20 protein-coding genes, 1 pseudogene and 1 riboswitch are annotated in these 20,344 nt (G+C 52.4%); of the genes and pseudogenes, 12 read left to right on the top strand and 9 right to left on the bottom strand.

Annotated features, from left to right (window positions below):
• Positions 1-3 precede the first annotated feature (3 nt).
• The 6 genes from baeS (at position 4) to yegS (ending at position 6,783) form a co-directional block, all read left to right on the top strand.
• On the top strand, positions 4-1,371 hold the full coding sequence (baeS, locus tag WCT94_RS18305; protein ID WP_336870903.1) for a two-component system sensor histidine kinase BaeS: 1,368 nt from the start codon (positions 4-6) through the stop codon (positions 1,369-1,371).
• Positions 1,372-1,404: 33 nt separating this feature from the next.
• A complete protein-coding gene (gene baeR, locus WCT94_RS18300; RefSeq protein WP_336870900.1) occupies positions 1,405-2,133 on the top strand; it encodes a two-component system response regulator BaeR in 729 nt (242 codons plus the stop codon).
• A gap of 44 nt (positions 2,134-2,177) precedes the next feature.
• Positions 2,178-2,729 carry a GNAT family N-acetyltransferase gene (locus tag WCT94_RS18295; RefSeq protein WP_336870898.1) on the top strand — a complete coding sequence of 184 codons (552 nt, stop codon included), beginning with the start codon at positions 2,178-2,180 and terminating at the stop codon, positions 2,727-2,729.
• Positions 2,730-2,899: 170 nt separating this feature from the next.
• Positions 2,900-3,859 carry a glutathione S-transferase family protein gene (locus WCT94_RS18290; protein ID WP_336870896.1) on the top strand — a complete coding sequence of 320 codons (960 nt, stop codon included), beginning with the start codon at positions 2,900-2,902 and terminating at the stop codon, positions 3,857-3,859.
• A gap of 194 nt (positions 3,860-4,053) precedes the next feature.
• Entirely contained in the window at positions 4,054-5,415 is a 1,362-nt protein-coding gene (trhP, locus tag WCT94_RS18285; RefSeq protein ID WP_336870894.1) for a prephenate-dependent tRNA uridine(34) hydroxylase TrhP, read from the top strand.
• A gap of 468 nt (positions 5,416-5,883) precedes the next feature.
• Positions 5,884-6,783: a lipid kinase YegS gene (yegS, locus tag WCT94_RS18280; protein WP_336870892.1), complete on the top strand. Its 900-nt coding sequence runs from the start codon at positions 5,884-5,886 to the stop codon at positions 6,781-6,783.
• Between the two features lie 28 nt (positions 6,784-6,811).
• Here yegS and psiE read toward each other — a convergent pair whose 3' ends face one another.
• The 3 genes from psiE to thiM all read right to left on the bottom strand — a co-directional run bounded on the left by psiE (position 6,812) and on the right by thiM (position 8,966).
• Entirely contained in the window at positions 6,812-7,219 is a 408-nt protein-coding gene (gene psiE / locus WCT94_RS18275; protein WP_039486479.1) for a phosphate-starvation-inducible protein PsiE, read from the bottom strand.
• Positions 7,220-7,371: 152 nt separating this feature from the next.
• Positions 7,372-8,175, bottom strand: a complete 804-nt coding sequence (gene thiD / locus WCT94_RS18270; RefSeq protein ID WP_336870889.1) for a bifunctional hydroxymethylpyrimidine kinase/phosphomethylpyrimidine kinase — start codon at positions 8,173-8,175, stop codon at positions 7,372-7,374.
• Positions 8,172-8,966 carry a hydroxyethylthiazole kinase gene (gene thiM / locus WCT94_RS18265; RefSeq protein ID WP_336870888.1) on the bottom strand — a complete coding sequence of 265 codons (795 nt, stop codon included), beginning with the start codon at positions 8,964-8,966 and terminating at the stop codon, positions 8,172-8,174. Before thiM ends, thiD begins: the two co-directional genes overlap by 4 nt.
• 36 nt (positions 8,967-9,002) lie before the next feature.
• Positions 9,003-9,099, bottom strand: a riboswitch (TPP riboswitch).
• Between the two features lie 158 nt (positions 9,100-9,257).
• On the opposite strand from thiM, the gene ahr reads away from it, so the two are divergent.
• Both ahr and WCT94_RS18255 read left to right on the top strand, forming a co-directional pair.
• Positions 9,258-10,277: an NADPH-dependent aldehyde reductase Ahr gene (gene ahr / locus WCT94_RS18260; RefSeq protein WP_336870887.1), complete on the top strand. Its 1,020-nt coding sequence runs from the start codon at positions 9,258-9,260 to the stop codon at positions 10,275-10,277.
• A gap of 153 nt (positions 10,278-10,430) precedes the next feature.
• The gene (locus WCT94_RS18255; RefSeq protein WP_336870885.1) at positions 10,431-11,354 is read left to right on the top strand and encodes a GGDEF domain-containing protein; all 924 of its coding nucleotides are present in this window, start codon (positions 10,431-10,433) and stop codon (positions 11,352-11,354) included.
• Positions 11,355-11,507: 153 nt separating this feature from the next.
• Here the strand turns inward: WCT94_RS18255 and WCT94_RS18250 are convergent, their stop codons facing one another.
• Entirely contained in the window at positions 11,508-12,563 is a 1,056-nt protein-coding gene (locus WCT94_RS18250) for an acyltransferase family protein (protein ID WP_336870883.1), read from the bottom strand.
• A 102-nt stretch (positions 12,564-12,665) separates the two neighbouring features.
• Between WCT94_RS18250 and WCT94_RS18245 the strand changes: the two are divergent.
• Positions 12,666-12,983: pseudogene (locus tag WCT94_RS18245) on the top strand (zinc-binding dehydrogenase); the annotation flags it as partial.
• Positions 12,984-13,044: 61 nt separating this feature from the next.
• Here WCT94_RS18245 and WCT94_RS18240 read toward each other — a convergent pair.
• From WCT94_RS18240 to WCT94_RS18225, 4 genes are all read right to left on the bottom strand, one after another.
• A complete protein-coding gene (locus WCT94_RS18240) occupies positions 13,045-13,863 on the bottom strand; it encodes a hypothetical protein (RefSeq protein ID WP_182099791.1) in 819 nt (272 codons plus the stop codon).
• 225 nt (positions 13,864-14,088) lie between these two features.
• Positions 14,089-15,126 (bottom strand): alpha/beta hydrolase family protein, encoded by a 1,038-nt coding sequence (locus WCT94_RS18235; protein ID WP_336870882.1) that lies wholly within the window; start codon positions 15,124-15,126, stop codon positions 14,089-14,091.
• Positions 15,127-15,169: 43 nt separating this feature from the next.
• Positions 15,170-15,937, bottom strand: coding sequence for a sulfite exporter TauE/SafE family protein (locus WCT94_RS18230; RefSeq protein WP_336870881.1), 768 nt, complete (start codon positions 15,935-15,937; stop codon positions 15,170-15,172).
• 72 nt (positions 15,938-16,009) lie between these two features.
• Positions 16,010-16,396 (bottom strand): VOC family protein, encoded by a 387-nt coding sequence (locus WCT94_RS18225; protein ID WP_336870965.1) that lies wholly within the window; start codon positions 16,394-16,396, stop codon positions 16,010-16,012.
• A 211-nt stretch (positions 16,397-16,607) separates the two neighbouring features.
• Between WCT94_RS18225 and WCT94_RS18220 the strand changes: the two genes are divergently transcribed.
• Positions 16,608-17,510, top strand: a complete 903-nt coding sequence (locus WCT94_RS18220) for a LysR family transcriptional regulator (protein WP_015841166.1) — start codon at positions 16,608-16,610, stop codon at positions 17,508-17,510.
• A 16-nt stretch (positions 17,511-17,526) separates the two neighbouring features.
• Here WCT94_RS18220 and WCT94_RS18215 read toward each other — a convergent pair whose 3' ends face one another.
• Positions 17,527-18,300 (bottom strand): DUF3750 domain-containing protein, encoded by a 774-nt coding sequence (locus WCT94_RS18215; RefSeq protein WP_336870878.1) that lies wholly within the window; start codon positions 18,298-18,300, stop codon positions 17,527-17,529.
• Positions 18,301-18,512: 212 nt separating this feature from the next.
• Between WCT94_RS18215 and WCT94_RS18210 the strand changes: the two genes are divergently transcribed.
• Both WCT94_RS18210 and WCT94_RS18205 read left to right on the top strand, forming a co-directional pair.
• Positions 18,513-18,938 (top strand): ester cyclase, encoded by a 426-nt coding sequence (locus WCT94_RS18210; protein ID WP_336870876.1) that lies wholly within the window; start codon positions 18,513-18,515, stop codon positions 18,936-18,938.
• Positions 18,939-19,225: 287 nt separating this feature from the next.
• Positions 19,226-20,344 (top strand): linear amide C-N hydrolase (locus WCT94_RS18205; protein ID WP_336870874.1); only part of this gene is annotated, 1,119 nt, incomplete at its 3' end.

Here is a 20,344-nt window from a genome sequence, read left to right as displayed (position 1 = left end):
GTTATGAAATTCGGAATCACCGCCAAGCTGTTCCTCGCGATTTTCGCCACCTGTATGCTGGTGCTGATTACCATGCACTGGGGCGTGCGCGTCAGCTTCGAGCGCGGCTTTATCGACTACATTAAGCGCGGCAACGAACAGCGGGTCACGCAGCTACGCGACGCACTCGCAGAGCAATATCAGTTGCACGGCGACTGGTCATTCCTACGCAACAATGAACGTCTGGTGTTCAAAATGCTGCACTCGATGGATCAAAACAGCGACACTGACAACAGCATGCAGGGATGGCGAGTGCGTCTTTGGGTGCTGGATGCAAACAAACGCAAGCTGTTTGGTTCCCCGGCACCGATACCGAAAGAAGGTACCTCGCAGCCCATTCAGGTACAAAACCAGACGGTCGGCTGGATTGTGGCCTCACCCGTTGAGCGCCTGACCCGCAACGCCGACATCAGCTTCGATCAACAACAGCAGCGCACCAGTTGGCTGATTGTCGCGCTCTCGACGCTGCTTGCTATCATCGCCACCTGGCTGACCGCACGTGGCCTGCTCGCGCCCGTCAAACGGCTGGTTAACGGCATGCACAGTTTGGCGTCAGGTGATTTCAGCACCCGTGTGACAGCCAGCTCGCACGATGAACTCGGCAGGCTGGCGCAGGATTTCAACCAGCTTGCCAGCACGCTGGAAAAAAACGAACAGTCTCGCCGCGCCTTTATGGCCGACGTCTCTCACGAATTACGCACGCCGCTGGCGGTGCTGCGTGGCGAACTGGAAGCGTTGCAGGACGGCGTACGTAAGCCCGATGCGCATTCTCTGCATTCGCTCCAGGCTGAGGTGACAACGCTCACCAAACTGGTGGACGACCTGCATCAGCTCACCCTGTCCGATCGCGGGGCGCTGGCCTACCGCAAAACGTCGGTAGACGTGGTGCAAATTCTGCAGATTGCTATCGCCGCGTTTCATGAACGTTTCCAGAAAAAGCAGATTACGCTCACCACCGAATTACCGACTCAGGCTGATGTGTTTGGCGACCCGGATCGCTTAAGCCAGCTATTTAACAACCTGCTGGAAAATAGCCTGCGCTACACCGATGAACAGGGGCAGGTGGCTATTACGCTGGTTCAGCAACATAAACGCTGGGCGATTATCTGGCAGGACAGCGCCCCCGGCGTGACCGACGAGCAGCTCACGCTGATTTTTGAACGTTTTTACCGCGCGGAAGGGTCGCGCAACCGCGCCAGCGGCGGCTCCGGGCTGGGGCTGGCAATCTGCAATAATATCGTTGAGGCGCATAGCGGACGGCTGTATGCTGAACATTCGCCATTAGGAGGCGTGATGATTACCATTGAGCTACCCTTGCACAATCCTGACTGATTGCTATTCCTGAAACCGAAAATAAGCAGAGCTATGACAACCGCACCCGATTTCGCTATAGCGTCACCCATTCTGATCGTCGAAGATGAACCCAAATTGGGGCAACTGCTGGTGGATTATCTTCAAGCCGCGGACTATGCCACACACTGGCTGCCCAACGGCAACGACGTCGTCGACTGGGTGCGGCAGCATTCCCCCTCACTCATTTTGCTGGATTTAATGCTGCCGGGCTGCGACGGCCTGACGCTCTGCCGCACGATCCGCCAGTTTTCCAACGTGCCGATTATTATGGTCACCGCCCGCAGCGAGGAGATCGATCGCCTGCTGGGGCTGGAAATTGGTGCCGACGACTATATTTGTAAGCCCTTCAGCCCGCGCGAAGTGGTGGTGCGCGTCAGAACGCTGCTGCGCCGCTGCGGCTGGCAGAACGACGGCGTGAAAGCCATCGAGAAAACCGAAACCGCGCTAGTGATTGATAAAGGCGGCTTTCAGGCCAGCTATCTGGGGCAGAACCTTGACCTGACGCCAGCAGAGTTTCGCCTGCTCAAGACACTTTCCACCGAGCCGGGCAAGGTGTTTTCCCGCGAGGCGCTGCTGGATAAGCTTTACGATGATTACCGCGTCGTGACTGACCGCACCATTGATAGCCACATCAAAAACCTGCGTCGTAAGCTGGAACTGCTGGACGAAGAGACCTCATTTATCCGCACGGTATACGGCATCGGCTATCGCTGGGAAGCCGCGCCCTGCAATGAGGTATAACACCAACCGCCCTATGATGCACACGAAGAGAGGCTTTCACGATAATGACTGCGCTATTTTCCGAAACCACCAAAATCGAAACACCTCGCCTGCGGCTGCGTCCGCTCTACCGTGATGATGCACCTGCGCTGTTTGTCTTTATGTCCGATCCGGTTGTGATGCGTTTCTGGAACCATCCGCCCTGGCAGCAGATCGAACAGGCGCATGACGCGATCGACGAATACTGGAGCGCGTTATGCGCCGGACACTATATGAAGCTGGGTCTGGAGGTGAAGGAGAGCGGCGAGCTCATCGGCACCTGCGTACTGTTCAACCTTGAGATTGACTCTAAGCGCGCCGAGATCGGCTACTGTCTGGCGGCGAGTGCGCAAGGGAAAGGTTATATGGCGGAAGCGCTCTCTGCCCTGAGGGATTTTGCCTTTGGAACGGTGGGGCTAAGCCGACTGGAAGCCGAAATCGATCCCCGCAATGTGGCGTCAGCCCGATCGCTGGAGCGTCTGGGATTCACGCAGGAAGGGCTGTTAAAGCAGCGTTGGATCGTAGACGGCGAGGTGTCCGACTCTGCGCTATACGGCCTGCTGGCGGCTAAGCGTTAGCCACCCCACTCCCATGCTGGTCAAAAATACTGTCCGACTTAATGAAAATTTTGTCATTTTCTCTTTTCCTGAGGCTGCTACCATTTTAAGCCTACAATAATAACGGGTATCACCTCGCACACAGTGCGGGAGAGGGGTCACCTGCAACAGCACAGATAAGGGAAAAGCATATGTCAGGTTTAGTGAACGGCAAATGGGTTAACGGCGATGTCGCGGCGGAAGAGATCAAAAACGGCGCGTTCCACCGTGAAGAAACCAAATTTCGGCAAACCGAGCTGGTGCCAGAAGCCGGGCGTTACCAGCTTTTTGTCTCCTATCTCTGCCCGTGGGCATCGCGCACGCTAATTTTCCACAAGCTGAAAGGGCTGGAGAACATCATCTCGCTTTCCGTTGCCAACCCACGCATCGCCGATAACGGCTGGGAGTTTGCCACCCCGCAGGATGCTGGCGAGCATGTAGGCGAGATTCACTACCTGCACCAGTTGTACACCGCCAGCGTGCCCGACTATACCGGAAAGGTGTCGGTGCCTGTGTTGTGGGATCGGGTAGAAGGCCGCATCGTGAACAACGAATCGGCGGATATCATCCGCATGCTGAACAGCGAATTTAACGACCTGACCGGTAATCACCTCGATTTCTATCCATCAGATTTGCGCGCTGAGATCGACAGCAGGAACGAAACCGTGTACCACAACGTCAACAACGGCGTGTATAAAACCGGTTTTGCCAAAACGCAGGAACATTATAACGGTGCCGTCACCACGCTATTCGCCACGCTGGACGAGCTGGACGATCATCTGGGTAATCATCGTTATATGCTCGGCGACACGCTGACCGAGGCCGACTGGCGTCTGTTCGTGACGCTGGTGCGTTTTGACGTGGCCTACCACGGCGCGTTCAAATGTAACCTGAAGCGCATTGCCGACTACCCAAATCTGTCGAACTACCTGCGCGAACTCTATCAGTGGCCGGGCATCGCGGAGACGGTCAATATCGACCACATCAAAGCGGGCTATTACGGTATTGCCTGGCTGAACCCGACGCAGATTGTACCGATTGGTCCATTGGTCGATTTGTCTCAGCCTCATAACCGTGAAACGTTTGGAAAATCCCGTATCGCCACGCGTTAATACCACGAGATCTGGCCTGTTCCATTAATGGCAGGCCATTCTTTATTTAGGTCAAAAAATTGATTTACGTCAAACAATAGGCCCACGTTTCGTGTGTCGTCTACTGCAATTTCCCCCTATTAGCGCTAGAATCCTCCGCCTTTACTGCTCCCGCCGTGGAGCGGCCTGACTTGTGATCAGAATCGAGAGATACCATGTTTAAACCGGAACTGCTTTCTCCGGCCGGTACGCTGAAAAATATGCGCTACGCCTTTGCCTATGGCGCGGACGCGATTTATGCCGGTCAACCCCGCTACAGCCTGCGCGTGCGCAATAACGAATTCAACCATCAGACGCTGGCGCAAGCCATTAACGAAGCGCATGAGCTAGGCAAGAAATTCTACGTCGTCGTTAACATCGCGCCGCACAATGCCAAACTGAAAACCTTCCTGCGTGACCTGCAACCCGTGATCGAAATGGGGCCGGATGCGTTGATCATGTCCGATCCGGGTTTGATTATGCTGGTACGGGAAAACTTCCCACAGATGGATATTCACCTTTCCGTTCAGGCTAACGCGGTCAACTGGGCGACGGTGAAATTCTGGCAGCAGATGGGGCTGACGCGTGTGATTCTGTCCCGCGAACTGTCGCTGGAAGAGATTGCAGAAATCCGCCAGAACGTCCCGGATATGGAACTGGAAATCTTCGTTCACGGCGCGCTGTGCATGGCTTACTCTGGCCGCTGCCTGCTGTCCGGCTACATCAACAAACGCGATCCGAATCAGGGCACCTGCACCAACGCCTGCCGCTGGGAATATAAGGTTCAGGAAGGCAAAGAAGACGAAGTCGGAAATATCGTCCATCAGCACGAACCTATCGCAGTGAAAAACGTTGAGCCCGCGCTGGGCATCGGCGAACCGACCGACAAAGTCTTTATGCTGGAAGAAAGCATGCGCCCCGGCGAGTACATGAGCGCCTTTGAAGACGAACACGGTACCTACATCATGAACTCCCGCGATCTGCGCGCGATCCAGCACGTTGAACGCCTGACGCAAATGCAGGTTCATTCGCTGAAAATCGAAGGCCGCACCAAGTCATTCTATTACTGTGCTCGTACTGCACAGGTTTATCGCCGCGCTATTGACGACGCAGTAGCAGGGAAACCGTTCGACCCGACGCTGCTGGAAACGCTGGAAGGCTTAGCGCACCGCGGCTACACCGAAGGCTTCCTGCGTCGCCACGTGCATGAGGATTACCAGAACTACGACTACGGCTATTCCGTTTCCGATCGCCAACAGTTTGTGGGGGAATTCACTGGCGTGCGCCGCGATGGGCTGGCAGAAGTCGAGGTGAAGAACAAATTTTCCTGCGGCGACAGCGTGGAAATGATGACGCCAAACGGCAATATTCAATTCACCATCGAATCGATGCAAAATGCCAAAGGTCAGCCGACCAATGTGGCGCCGGGTAACGGCCATATCGTCTATCTGCCCGTACCGGACGATGTCTCGCTGGATTATGCGCTACTGCTGCGCAATCTGCCGGGCACCACCACGCGTAACCCTAACGCGGAATAAACCGGTCATACCGCCGGATGTCCCGTACATCCGGCAATGCCTCCCACAAGGCGAGCCCTTCCTTATAGTATGCTCTCCTATTATCGACCTTTCTCACCCGCGACTCGGTACGTCAACCGCCCGAAGGTATCGTTACAAAGCTCAGGGTTTTTTAACGAATATTAGAAACAGATCACATCAATTCACCGGTCTTGTGGTTAGTATTGCGTCGCTGAGAAAACATAGAACGAAAAATAAGCGTAGTGATACTACTAGGAACCACCTCCTTGGCCAGCTCAATCTCCCTTGAGCTGGCTTTTCTTTTCTCACGCCCACGTATTTTCCCACCGCACACATACACCGACTCTTCTGATATCTGCCTGCCTATTTAGTGACTATGATTAACTGCAACACGTTTGTATTCACTGTGCTATTTCTGAATTAACGGCCTCTGAATGAACGACAACATCGCAGCCTGAGAAATAAGATATGGAAAAAAATCCAATCACACTGCTGATTCTGAACGGGAAGAGCGCGGGCAATGAAGAACTCCGCGAGGCCATTGATGAGTTGCGAAAGGACGGCTATACCCTGCATGTCCGCGTGACGTGGGAATATGGCGATGCTAAACGCTATGTGGAAGAGGCGATCCAGCTCAACGCGGATAACGTCATCGCCGCAGGCGGCGACGGCACCGTCAATGAAGTCGCCGCCGCTTTAGCGGTGCAGCCGGAAGCGGTACGTCCGTGTCTGGGGATTGTACCGTTGGGTACGGCCAACGATTTCGCCACCAGCTGTCAGATTCCGATGGAGATGCACAACGCGCTGACGCTGGCGATCAAAGGCCGCGCCACCGCCATTGATGTCGCCAAAGTGAACGACAGCCACTATTTCATTAACATGGCGACGGGCGGCTTCGCCACGCGTATTACCACCGAGACACCGGCCAAGATGAAGGCCGCGCTGGGAAGTGCTTCTTACGTGCTGCACGCGCTCTTTCGCATGGACATGCTGCAAGCCGAGCGCTGTGAGATTCGCGGGCCGGATTTTCACTGGGAAGGCGATACGCTGGTCATCGCGGTGGGGAACGGTCGTCAGGCTGGCGGCGGACAGGAACTTTGCCCAGAAGCGCTGATTAACGATGGGCAACTGGAATTGAGCGTGCTATCGGCAACGGAGCTGCTGCCCAATATGCTTCAGGCCTGGTTTACCGGCAGCGAAAACCAGAACATGATTTCCGCTACCCTACCCTGGCTGGAGATTACCGCGCCAGACGATATGACGTTTAATCTGGATGGCGAGCCGCTCACCGCCAAACGCTTCCGCATCGAGGTGCTTCCCGCCGCGATTCACTGCCGGCTACCGCCTCAGTGCTCGCTGCTGGAATAGCGGTGCGTTTCGACTATTTATGTTTCTCTTATTCCCGTTTCAGGCGATTACTGTTTGCCAGGTACAGCGTCACTACCAGCAGCAGGATCGCCGCGGAATACACCAGCGTATCCGACGGGCTTTTGTGATCGACGATAATCAGGCGAATGATGGCCGTAATGCCGATGTAGATAAAATAGCGCAGCGGGAAGTGATAGCCTGACTGGAAATACTTCACGATCAGCGCAATGAACTCAAAATACAGGAAATAGATCACAATGCCTTCTATCAGCTGATAGGAGGAATCTTTCTCGTTGGAGATCAACAGCACCTTCGCCAGATGGAACGTTTCCTTGACTAAAAAAATCACCAGAATAGTCGCCAGCACCAGCAGGCCGATATTGAGTATCGTCTGAAGTGCCTTGGCAGCCATCGCACTGCGAGCAGAACCTGCCATATGTTATCCCCACACCCTATTTCATATTAACGCCAAGATTTCACAGCAAAGTAACCGGATGCCCCCGCCCTGTCACGCCGAAATGCGCTTAATTTAGTTTGAAATTACTGGCAAATATGTCACGCAAAGTACAAGTCAATTTACTTATGGTTTTACCACCAGCGGTGGAAGTGATGAACGGGGCCAATGCCATGTCCGACCTCCAGCGTGTCGGCCTGCTGTAACGCCTGCTGTAAATAGTCCTTCGCGGCCTTGACCGTCTCCCCCCAGCTATCGTGGCGCGGTCGCAGCGCCGCCAGTGCGGCAGATAACGTGCAGCCGGTGCCGTGCGTATGGCGGGTATTCACGCGCGGGGAGCTAAAACGCAGTGGTTCGGCCTGACGGCTGAACAGCCAGTCCGGGCTCTCCGCTTCACTCAGATGGCCGCCTTTCATCAGCACCGCCTGACAGCCCATCGCCAGCAGCGCTTCCCCCTGTTCACGCATTTCCCGTTCGTTGGTGGCCAGTGACGTATTCAACAGCGCCGCAGCCTCGGGCAAGTTGGGCGTAGTCAGGGACACCAGCGGCAGCAGCTCACGGCGGATCGATTCCACTGCCTCGGGTGCGAGCAGCGGATCGCCGCTTTTCGCCAGCATTACGGTGTCCAGCACAATGAAAGGCACCGCGTAGTGACGCAGGCGTTCGGCAACGGTGTCGACAATCTCGGTCTGTGCCAGCATCCCAATCTTGGCGCTATCGATACGGACATCGCTCAACACGGAATCCAGCTGCGCCGCGACAAAATCCGGCTCAATTCGGTAGACGGACTGTACGCCGCGCGTATTTTGCGCCACCAGCGCGGTAATAACCGACGTGCCGTAAGCGCCCAGCGCGGAAAAGGCTTTTAAATCCGCCTGAATCCCCGCACCACCGCTCGGATCGGTGCCCGCAATCGTCAACGCATTAATACGTTTCATGCCAGATCCTCCGCGCGCAAGGTATAAAGCCGATCGAGAAAGTTGGGGATAAAACTGCCCGTACCTTGCGAGACCGAAGCCGCCTGCTGCCCTGCCAGCGCCATGACATAGCACGCTGCCGCCACGTGGGATACGCGATCCCCCTCCAGAGAACAGAAGCCCGCGACGACCGCCGACAGCGCACATCCCGTACCGACCACGCGCGTCATCATGCTATCGCCACCGGTTATCGCGATATCTCGCTCACCGTCCGTGACATAATCCACCGCACCGGTCACCGCAACAATCGTCCCCACTTGTCGCGCCAGCTCGCGTGCAGCAGGGAGCGCCGCCAGCGAATCATCGGCGCTATCCACACCGCGCCCCTGTGCGGCTAAGCCAGCAAACGCCATAATTTCAGACGCATTGCCGCGAATCGCCGCGGGTTTCCGTGCTAACAATTCACGACAGAATGCAGTACGAAAGGTCAAACCACCGACCGCAACCGGATCGAGTACCCACGGCGTCCCCGCTTGATGCGCGCTGTTGACTGCCACCCGCATCGCCTCGGCGCGCGAACGCTCCAGTGTCCCGACATTAATCAGCAGCGCATCGGCTACCGCGCTGAACTGTGCGGCTTCTTCGGGATCGACCACCATCGCAGGCGACGCATTCAGCGCCAGCAGCACGTTAGCCGTAAAAGATTGCACCACGTCGTTGGTCAAACAGTGCACCAGCGGCGAGGCGGAACGGAATTGGGTCAGTGAGGTTGCTGCCTGAGCGGCAGAAAAGTCGGTGGGTCGCGTGTTCATAAGTCTCCCAACCGGCGTGGAAGAAGGCGGCAACCGGTGGGCATACCGTGACTTCCCTACGCTGGCATTATCCAGATCAGGTGGTACGGGTATTTCTCAGCCTTCACAAAGAAGGGCACCCCGAGTCATTTACTACGCTTTGCAGCATAAGTAAGTGCATAACGTAAATCAAGCGCTGCCCGCCCCCTCTCCACCTGACACAAAATGAAAAACCACAGGCACGTTGTGACATAGAGAAAAACGCCATAACCCTTTAGACTGGTTAATCAAACCCATACTGAGGAGATTGTGATGACGATGATAAAAAGTTATGCCGCACCGGAAGCAGGCGCTGAGCTGGAGTTGTATGAGTTTGATGCGGGTGAATTGCAGGCGGAAGATGTCGAAGTCGTGGTTGATTACTGCGGCGTGTGCCATTCCGATCTCTCGATGATCGATAACGAATGGGGCATATCGAGCTATCCGCTGGTTGCCGGGCATGAAGTGATTGGCCGTGTGCACGCGCTGGGCGACGCGGCGAAGAACAAAGGCTTAAAAGTTGGTCAGCGTGTCGGTATTGGCTGGACGGCACGCAGCTGTGGGCACTGCGATGCCTGTATCAGCGGCAGCCAAACTAACTGTCAGCAAGGCAGCGTGCCGACGATCCTGAATAAAGGCGGTTTTGCCAATAAGATCCGCGCGAACTGGCAGTGGGCGATCCCGCTTCCTGATTCCATTGATATCGAATCTGCGGGTCCGTTGCTGTGCGGCGGCATCACCGTTTTCAAACCGCTGCTAATGCACCATATCACCGCAACCAGCCGCGTCGGCGTGATCGGTATCGGCGGTCTGGGACACATCGCGATTAAGCTTCTGCACGCGATGGGCTGTGAAGTCACAGCATTCAGCTCAAACCCGGCTAAAGAGCAGGAAGTGCGGGCGATGGGTGCCGATAAAGTCGTCAACAGCCGCGATCCGCAGGCGCTGACCGCACTGGCAGGCCAGTTCGATCTCATCATCAACACCGTGAGCGTCGATCTGGAATGGCAGCCCTACTTCAACGCACTCGCCTATAACGGGAAATTCCATACCGTCGGCGCGGTAATGAAGCCGTTCAGTGTTCCAGCCTTCACGCTTATTGCGGGTGACCGCAGCGTTTCCGGCTCTTCTACCGGTTCACCGCATGAGCTGCGTTCTCTGATGAAGCTCGCCGCGCGCGCCAACGTGAAGCCGCAGACGGAACTGTTCCCGATGTCGAAAATCAACGATGCTATCCAGCACGTACGCGACGGTAAAGCCCGCTACCGCGTTGTACTGAAAGCGGATTTTTAATCGGTCAAGACGCCTGAGCAATCGGGCGTCTGCTTTTTGCAGATCAGCTCAGCCAACGTCGTTCTCTGGGGTATACCGCTTGGCACCACGCGACTCAATGTATTCGATGGGTTTCATGATAGGATTGAAAGGTGATGCAAGAGGAGATCCGCAATGCCTTTTAAAGAGTATGACCACGATTTTATTGATAGAAATAAGAAAGCCTCCTCGTCTGTAAGGCTCGCCCTGCTATTGTCTGCGTCGATCATTATATTCAACCTTTTATTCTTCAAACACCGCGACTTTCAGGAGCAGTTGCATAATAACCCAGGCTCTTATACTGACTCGATTGCGCTGGTTTTTCTTTTTTTTATCCTGTCCTGTACCAGTAAAATATCACTGAACCATACTTCCGCTTTATCCATTCGCCTCGGACTACACGTCTGGATATGCTCAGCCACGTTTGACTTCATGGATGAGTTTATCTATCAGCCCAAGCTGGTTGGGTATTATGTTGAGGATATGCTGAGAATTATTGGTATGTTTGGCGTCGGGTTTGGTGTCTATACCCTGATACAGCAAATCAATAATAAGTATGTCGAAGCCAGAATACAGTCATTCAGCGATGAACTCACACAGCTTCCTAATCGCCGGTTTTTTATTAACGAATTAAAAAAGCTCGAAGCGAAAACACCCTATTTATTTATTATCGACATCGACAATTTCAAAGTTATTAATGATAAATATGGGCATACGAAAGGCGACGAAGTATTAAGCAAATTTGGTCATATACTTTCCCGTTTCGATAACAGTGAGGTGGTCGCAACCCGAATCGGTGGCGAAGAGTTCGCGATTATTCTGTATGCCGGAACGCAGGAACGGGCAGAGAAACTGGCAAGAGAAGTACTCAAAAATGCGAACAAAATCATTATCAAGAATATGCACCACCTTTCAGTCAGTATTGGGGCCGGCAAAAAACAGCCGCGGGAACCCACCGAACACTTTATGAAACGCGTGGATGTCGCACTTTACCAGGCCAAAAACACCGGTAAAGGCAAAGTGGAATGGGCTCTGGAGCCAAAAGAAAAAGCCCTATAGCCCGACGTCGCCCCATACCAATACACGGCCGCAAGGACGCGTGCCCCAGCCCCGAAATCCTGCTCCATTCAGAAACAGAATTCCGGCATGATAAAGCCCCCCCTGAACAGAGGTTGAGCCAATTAACTTAGTAACACGTTATGTAAGGCTTTCTTAGTTTACTTTTTCTTTTATCGACAGTTTAAGATAGGACTCCGCCCTCCGTTCATAAAGGACATAGATCGCAATGGATAGAACGCTAATAACAATACAGGAAAAAACAAAGAAAGAGAAATTAGACAATTCAAACTTAACGACAATTCTCTTAAGAACAATAATTAAAGGCTGGTGAATCAGGTAAAAAGCAAATGAGGCATTGCCCAGTAAAACCATAATTTTTGTGGAAAAGAAGCGAACAACAAGCCCTGACTCTGTTAAATGAGCATAAAAAAACAAAATAATAACCGGTAAGAAAAAAAGTGACATTCGAAATGGTTCAGGCACTTCTTTGGCGAAATACATTGATACAAGAAGCAAAACGTACGAAGGCAAAATCACCCAACCAGGCAAGCGAAAACCACTCTCCCAAAGCTTAAAAAGTAACATACCCGCAATAAACTCTAGCAGTCTAAAGCCAGGGAAAATATAAAAAAGCCAGTGGGCAAGTGTACTACCGCCGAAAAAAATTTTCTCAGAGTATAGAAGCTCAACCAGTGAAGCACTAAAGAAAATTAGTGCAAAAAGCAAGATGAAAATTTTAAGAAGAGTTTTTATCCTAATAAAAATTAGCGGGAAGAAGCAAATATAAAAAAACATCTCGTTCGACAGAGACCAAGATGGAGCATTAAATGAAAAGTAGTAGGTTGAGTTTGGCACCCAACTTTGTAGATAAAATAGATTCAACACTAACTTAAAGAAGCTCAAATCCAATTTATAAAGCGCGTATAAAAAAAATGGTAAGGCAGTCAAAAAATGTAATGGTGAAAGCCTTGCCAATCTCAGTAAAGCGTATTTAATGAAACTTAATGAACGATCTAGAATTTTTTGCTTATAAGAATATGAAAGAACAAATCCTGATAACAAGAAGAAAAAAGAAACACCTACATAGCCAGATTCAAAAATTCTTACGAGATATAAGCTAGAACCACCCCAGCTTAAATGAGACAAAAAAACTAACAAAGCAGCGAAATATCGAAGACCTGTTAGTTGATCAAGCCTTATTTTTTCCATTTTAGATTTATACTCTAATTTTAATAGGGTATGATGACACAACCCTCCTGATTGAGCATCAAAATATAACAATTATAGGGAGGACGTTCAATATTATTTATTAGCGTAGTCACTGCCGTTGCGTATGCGGCCTTTAACTCCGCGGTCGATGCGGTTCGCGCAGGCGGGCGTATTGTCGCCGTCGGCCTGCCGCCGGAATCTATGGATCTGAATATTCCACGTCTGGTGCTGGATGGCATTCAGGTCGTGGGATCGCTGGTCGGCACGCGTGAAGATCTGAAAGAATCGTTCCAGTTTGCGGCCGAAGGGAAAGTGAAACCGAAAGTGACACGCCGTCCGTTGAAAGATATCAACGCTATTTTCGCTGAAATGAAAGGCGGGAAAATTACCGGCCGTATGGTGATCGACCTGTCAATGTAAGCCGCGTTTTACCGATATAAAACGGGATAACGCAGTGTTATCCCGTTTTATTTTTTATATTTTAGCTAAGCGTCTGCGTATTACCGGGGCACACCAGTTGTTTACTTTTAATATGGTAAACCTCGACATCAGGACGCGTGAAAAAGGCGATTTCCCACGGGTTCTTGGTGACGAATTCATGGCGCACTTTTTCATAGAGCGGATTGTCACGCGCGATAATAAACGCTTCCCCTTCAATAAGGGTGTAGTTCCATTCAATCGCCCGCTCAAAGGTATAATGGCTGCGCTCATCCATCGCAAAAAAGCAGTGTGGATTGCGTTTGAGCAGCTGAGATTTAAAGGTTTCGGGGAACGTGATCAGGAAGATATCGTTATCCACCGATGACAGGAACGCCAGCACCGTGGTATGCGGCTGTTCGGCAGCCATGGTAATGAGTACGCCGACCTTATTGGTGAAATCCTGCTTTTCCGTCGGTGGAAAATCGACCATCGGCGTTAGCGGTACTGGCGTTGACGGACGGTTGTCTTGTGGAAACTGGTAGCCCGGCTCGCGGATATCCAGCACTGGCGTGAAACCGTGCAGGAGCTGACACTCTCTCGGCTCCAGCACCACCCAATCTCCGTCGCTGACGACAACGCGGCCTTTGTAAGAAGCACGATAAACCTGAATATTGGCATCAAATTCATCAACCCCGGAGCGGTTATCAAGATGGATCGTTGCCAGATCGCCAACGGCAAACTCATGCCCGTGTGGGAAAAAAACGCGCAGGCTGTTATCCGCATTGGGATAGACGCCGCAAATATGGATGACCACGCCATCCTGCTTATAACCCGCCAGTACACCGAGAGTTTGCTTTCCTAGATAGCTCACGAGACTCATACATCACGCCTTATTCAGATTGGGCTTAAGAGGGGACGTCGACCCTGCTTCGCTCGGGCCGTTCCAGCAGCGGTCAGGAAGCGAATAAATCATCACGCTAACCGCATCACTTCCTACCTATCAACGGAGAAAGCGCTGAAAACTTTAGGCTTAATGCCACGCTATTTAAAGGAATAAATAGGAATTAAACGCGAAACGATGAATACCGGGTTTATTTACCTGCATTCATTCAGGCGACGCGTTCTTGCCAGCCTCAGCCGTTATCCACTCTGTCATCTGCTGAATAGCTCCGGGCGCATAGGCTTTCCTGCCCAATACGATGAACGCTCCCCTTTTCCACTGCGGCCACGCTGTCGTCAGTTGGTCATTGAACAACTGCGCGCGCAGGAGCCCATGCGTCGCTTCCGGCACTATCACAGCCTGCTGATCAAAACGGGCTGTCAGGAACTGCTGATATCGCTTCGCATTCTGCTGCGGATCGACATTGAGATCGTCGCTACCCCAAAGCGCTAACACCGGACCGGGCATTATGCTAACGCTCTGCGTCGCATCCGCCAGGTAGTTACGGGCAATGAACGCAAACCGTTTCGGCTCGATATCCGGCCGCCGGGAAGGGTCGGCAAGCTCAGGCTGACCGAAAACGACATCATTGGCGGCTAATTCGGCGCTGACCTGCCGCTCAATCTCCGCGTCAGCCATGCCAGCACGCGCCAGTTTCTGACGGGTATAATAGGCACCCTGTTCTCTCCAGTTGAGCGCGCCGCCCACAATCACGGAGAACGCAGGCTGAGACTGGCGGGCTGCGGGAGGAATGACCCAGCCCGCCTGAGAAAAACCGAGGAACCCGATTTTGCGCCGATCCATTCCCGGTTGTGCTCTGACGGCATTCAGCGCCGCCACTGCTTCATCAGCACGATCCTGCATGGATTGCTCCAACCACTCACCTGAACTTTCTCCAACGCCGGGTTTATCCCAGGTAAAAACGCCAATACCCGCGTCAATCAGCTGATTAATTAAAGGGAGATAGCCGGAATCGGAGAAGCGGTCTTGCGCCCCATCGCCATGAACAATCAGCACAACGGGCGGAGACGTAACGCCTTGCGGCGCAATCAGAGAGCCTGACAGAACATTCTGCCCAGACGAGAAACGGAGTGTCGATACATTGGCGTTATCCAACTCAAAGTCAGATAGCCCGGAAAGCGTAAACAGCACGGCCATAATGGCAACCGCGCAGACGCCAACCCACGCACTCCATTTTTTCATCTGCATGTTTCCCGCCTCACGACAAAACCTCTTGATTTAGCCATTATTTAAGCACCAGCATGGTGATACCCACGCCGACCAGCACCAGACAAAAGGCACCTCGCAAATAAACGACGGGCAGTTTATGGGCAACCGCGACGCCCCAGGAGACGCTGACAATGCCCCCCAACGCCAATGGTACGCCGATACTCCAGTCAACGTTCCCCGCCTGCGAGTAGGAAAGCAGCGCCGCCAGCGCGCCGGGCACCACCAGAATCAGCGCCATACCCTGCGCCTGCGTTTGCGCAAAGGCAAACAGCGTGACCAGCGCGGGAACCACCACCAAACCGCCGCCAACGGTAAAAATGCCCGACATAAACCCGCTCGCTACACCAAGCAGCGGCAGATATTTGGTCGACAGAACCCTCTCCGGCGTTTGGCTGCGTTTTTTGTTATACCACTGCCACATATAGTACGCGGCCAGCACCAGCAGGAAAGTGGCGAACGCACGCTGTAGGTTGTGTACATCAATCGATGAGGCAAGGTGAGCGGCAAAGTAGGCAGACCCCGTCGCGAATGCACACATCGTCAATGCCATGCGCGTATCAATACGGTTACGCTGGCGATAGCGTAGAAAACCAATCAGGACGTTAGGCGTAATCATCACCAGCGCCGTTCCCTGCGCCAGATGCTGATCCATCCCAAAAAGTACGCCCAGAATCGGAATCGCGATAATCCCCCCGCCAATCCCCAACATTCCCCCACAAAATCCCAGCCCGACGCCCAAAAGCAAACACAACACAATATCGCTGAACATCATTAAGCTAAACATAAAAGTGCATGACCTATAAATAACAAGACAATCTGGAGAACCGCGTTTCAGGCTGGTAGACAGACGATGGCTTTAGGATAAATATTCCGCGATTTCAATGAGGTTAAGATCGGGATCGCGCAGATAAATAGAACGGATAGGCTGTGTGGCGCCGGTACGCATCACTGGCCCTTCGGTGATTGGCCAGCGGTAACGCGCCAGATGCGCGATAACCTGCTCCAGCGGCACCGACGCAATCAAACACAGATCGAGCGCCCCCGGCACAGGCAGATGTGCCTTTGGTTCATGCTCGGCTCCACGCAGATGCACATTGATTTTCTGGTGGCCAAAATGAAAAGCGACGCGCCCGTTTTCAAACGTTTCTTCCCGCATTTGCAGCACCTCGACATAAAAATACCGGGTCTCCGCGAGATCAACGCAGGTCAATACGAGGTGATCGATATGATCGATAAATGGCATTTCCAAGCTCCCTCTTACATCAGACATCTCACATCCTAGGAGTAACAGGGTCTTTTGATAATCACTGAATCGTCAACGACCCTTTCCTGTCAGGAAAACCTCCCGCTGTGATAGAGTTAGCGTGCCATAAGAAAGTTGACAACACGCTGCTCTGCATCAATACACCGGTCACTGAGGTGTTTTTCACACCACCGAGGAAGCTCGAACGATTATGATTAACCCTGCGCATTTTGACCTCCAGTCGCTCCGCATTTTTTTACAGGTTGCTCAAACGGGCAGCCTGACCAAAGCCGCAGAAAAATTCCACATCACGCTTTCTGCCCTGAGTAAACGTATCGCCGAACTGGAGCGTACCGTGGACTGTGCGCTGTTCATCCGCATGCCACGCGGCCTGACCTTAACGCCAGCCGGCAAGGAATTGGTGAATCTCGCAGGCAATGTGTTGAGCAACGTGGAGCGCATGGCGAGCGAAATGAATGATTATGCCGTTGGCGTGCGCGGCCACGTACACATGTGGGCAAATACCTCGGCGATTATTCAGTTTCTTCCGCAGGATCTGGCGTCGTTCCTTCTGGCACGACCACTTATTCGTATTAACCTTGAGGAAAAGCTCAGTAAAACCGTGGTGACAGCGCTGGCGATGGGAGATGCCGATATCGGTATCTTCGCTGACAATGTCGGATCGCAAGGGGTCGAGAAGATTCCTTACCGTAAGGACAAACTTGTCGTACTCGTTCCGCCCCAGCACCCGCTTTCCGCCCTGTCAGACGTGAGTTTTAACGACACATTGGGCTACGATTACGTCGGCCTCAATAGCGGTAGTTCTTTGCTGAAACAGCTGAAAGACGCTTCGGATGAATTGGGAAGAGTGCTGCGTCTGCGCGTACAGGTCAGCAGCTTTGACGGGATTTGCCGCATGATCGAAGCGGGATTGGGGATCAGCGTCTTGCCGGAGGGCGCAATTCGCCCGGAAGTGCTCGGTACCGGATTGCGCGCCATCAATCTCACCGACGAGTGGGCTTCACGCCAGCTCTGGCTGGGCGTGAAATCCGGTGCGATTCTGCAACCCGAAGTCGCTAATCTGCTAACGCACCTGCGGCAGTGCGGCGCATAAGGAGAAGGCTTTACCCTCAGCCTTCTTCACTGCCCGTTTTTTCATAGCCGAGACGGCCAACAAAGGGCAAGCGCAGCGCGGGCGGATTCATATCCACACCCATGTTCAGCCCCAGAATATTGGCTTCAATCCCCTCTTCAATACCCATCGTGATACCCAACACACCCAGCAGCGAGATCTGCACGCCGCTTCCCGATGGCGACATCCCCACAGGGCGCGTGATCGGGCGATAATCCTTACCAATGGCATTAGCCGGCATATCCAGCTTGAGCGCCGGTACTTCGCGGCCAATGTGTGCGAGAAACGTATTGCTATTTGGTCCCGGCCAGGCGTGGTAGGTATTCGGCCACGGATAGCTTTTAATCGCAGCCTCAATCTGCGGGATCATGGCTTCTGCTTTGTCGCCACGGTGCTCCACCAGCAGCTTCGGCATCGCCCCGTACCAATACGCATCTGCCGCCGACCGGTTAAGACGGACAACATTATCGCTCCCCCAGCTCACCACTTCGTAACGGCGATATTGAGTTTCCCCCGCTTTCTTGAAAATGATCCACGGGTGCACCGCCACCAGCCCGCGCCAGCCGTATGTCGGCGCAGCGTAAACCTGCACGATAGCCGTCTGGCGAAATTGCACCGGGTTCGGCGCTAACCCAGAAGAATCCCGTTTGGCAGACCACCAGGTTTGCCCGCTAAACGTTTCGCCGTTGCGCGTCGACTGCGCCCAACTTTGCCAAAAAGATAGCAACAGCACACAAATAAACCCAATCCCCAAATATTTGAGGTACGTCATAGGCCAAATAGCTCACTGAAAAAGAGGGAACGGAATCGATACGCATGCGGGAGAGTATCCGCAGTGAAAATCGGTCAAAAATCATTCCGCCAGTTTACTGCCAGTTGGCGGTAAGATTAAAGCGATGGGTAAAATGTTGACCTATTTTTACGTTGTGTGGGGCTACAGGCGAGATTCTTCCTTTATTCAGACCGCATGCCACAGAATATTCGATGTTAAACACACTGAGAAACAACGACATGAACGATAACGCGTCTCTGGCAGCCGCTTTCTATCAGGCCTTCAACACTAATGACCATGCCGCTTTCGACCGCCTGTTAGCGACCAATTGGGTCAATCATCCTGCCGACCCCGGTCAGCCGAATACACCAGCCGGGTTCAAACGCGCCGTGGCACATACACATGCGGCTTTTGAAGGCTTCCATATCAATATCGAAGCCGTGGTTACCGAGAATGATCTGGTGGTCTGCCGGATTGCCATGAGCGGCCGACACGTTGGTGATTTCGACCGCTGGAAAGCCTCCGGTCAGCAGGTACGTTTCTCTGGTATGGATATGCACCGTATTGAGGGAGGCCGCATCAGCGAAACCTGGCATTTTGAAAACTTCGATGGATTAAAAGCAGAAGAAACGGCCTGACCGGCTGCGTCTGACATCCCCGATGTTCCGCATGAAACCAATTGCGCTCGGGGATCCAGATGATTTTTATCGAACGCTGAAAAATGTCATCTCAACAAGCAACATCATGGCGTGTAAAAGAACTTACTATGAAAATAATATATTCAAAAAACATATTCATTAAATAATCATTCAACATTCCTGCATCTATTTTACGATTTTTAACGTCATTAAATAATCGCTGACTATAATCAATTGGCAAGTTCTATTAACGACACACCTCTGGAAATAGAGAATGGAGAAATTAAATGAAAAAAAATAATAAGCATATTAAGTCTACGGTATGTGTACTATCATTAGTCGCATTAACGCTAGGCTCGGCGGTTTCACTTGCCTGTACGCGGCTCGTTTATAAAGATATCAATAATCCTGATTACCCCATTACCGCCCGATCAATGGACTGGGCCGACGATACCCATACTAATCTCTGGATTTTCCCACGAGAACTAAAACGTTCTGGTGCCGCTGGTCAGTATTCTCTGGAATGGACATCAAAATACGGCAGTGTTATTGCCTCTGCTTTTGATGGCAACGAAAAAATGGCTTCCACAACCGATGGCCTGAATGAGAAAGGGTTGGCGGCTAACGTGCTCTGGCTGGCGGAATCTGAATACCCTAAAACCAAGCCAACCGCGAAAAAACCGGGCTTAAGCGTCGCCGCATGGGCACAGTATGTGTTGGATAATTTTGCTACCGTCGATGAAGCCGTGAAATCGCTACAACAGGAAAAATTTATACTGGTAACCAAAGACGTACCGGGACAGGATCGCATGGCAACGCTCCATTTGTCCTTGTCAGATTCGTCTGGCGACAGTGCCATTATTGAATACATCGACGGCAAACAGGTTATTCACCACAATAAGGATTATCAGGTAATGACCAATTCTCCAACCTTCGATCAGCAGTTGGCGCTGAATGCCTACTGGGATCAGATTGGAGGGAATGTGATGCTGCCGGGAACGAATCGCGCAGCCGACCGCTTTGTTCGTGCCTCATTCTATGTGAAAAGTGTTGCCCCCAATAAACTCATTCCAGGGGTAGCAGAAAAAAGTAAAATAGAAAAAGATAAAGCGGACTTAGCCACCGCATTCAGTATTATACGCAATGCATCGGTTCCTTATGGCTATTCCTTACCGGGTATGCCAAACATTGCCTCAACACGCTGGCGTACGGTCATCGATCATAAATCGCTACAGTACTTTTTTGAATCTGCCGTCTCCCCCAATATTTTTTGGGTTGATTTGAAAAAAATCGACTTTGCTCCGCGTGGAGATAACGCCAGCAAATTAGATTTAGGGCCAAACCAGAGCACTATTTATTCTGGTCAGGCTTCAGCACACTTTAAGCCCGCCACGCCATTTAAATTT

Source organism: Pectobacterium sp. 1950-15, assembly GCF_037136835.1.
Classification (GTDB): domain Bacteria; phylum Pseudomonadota; class Gammaproteobacteria; order Enterobacterales; family Enterobacteriaceae; genus Pectobacterium.
Note: the sequence above shows the minus strand (reverse complement) of the source record. Positions and strands in the feature narration are given on the sequence as shown.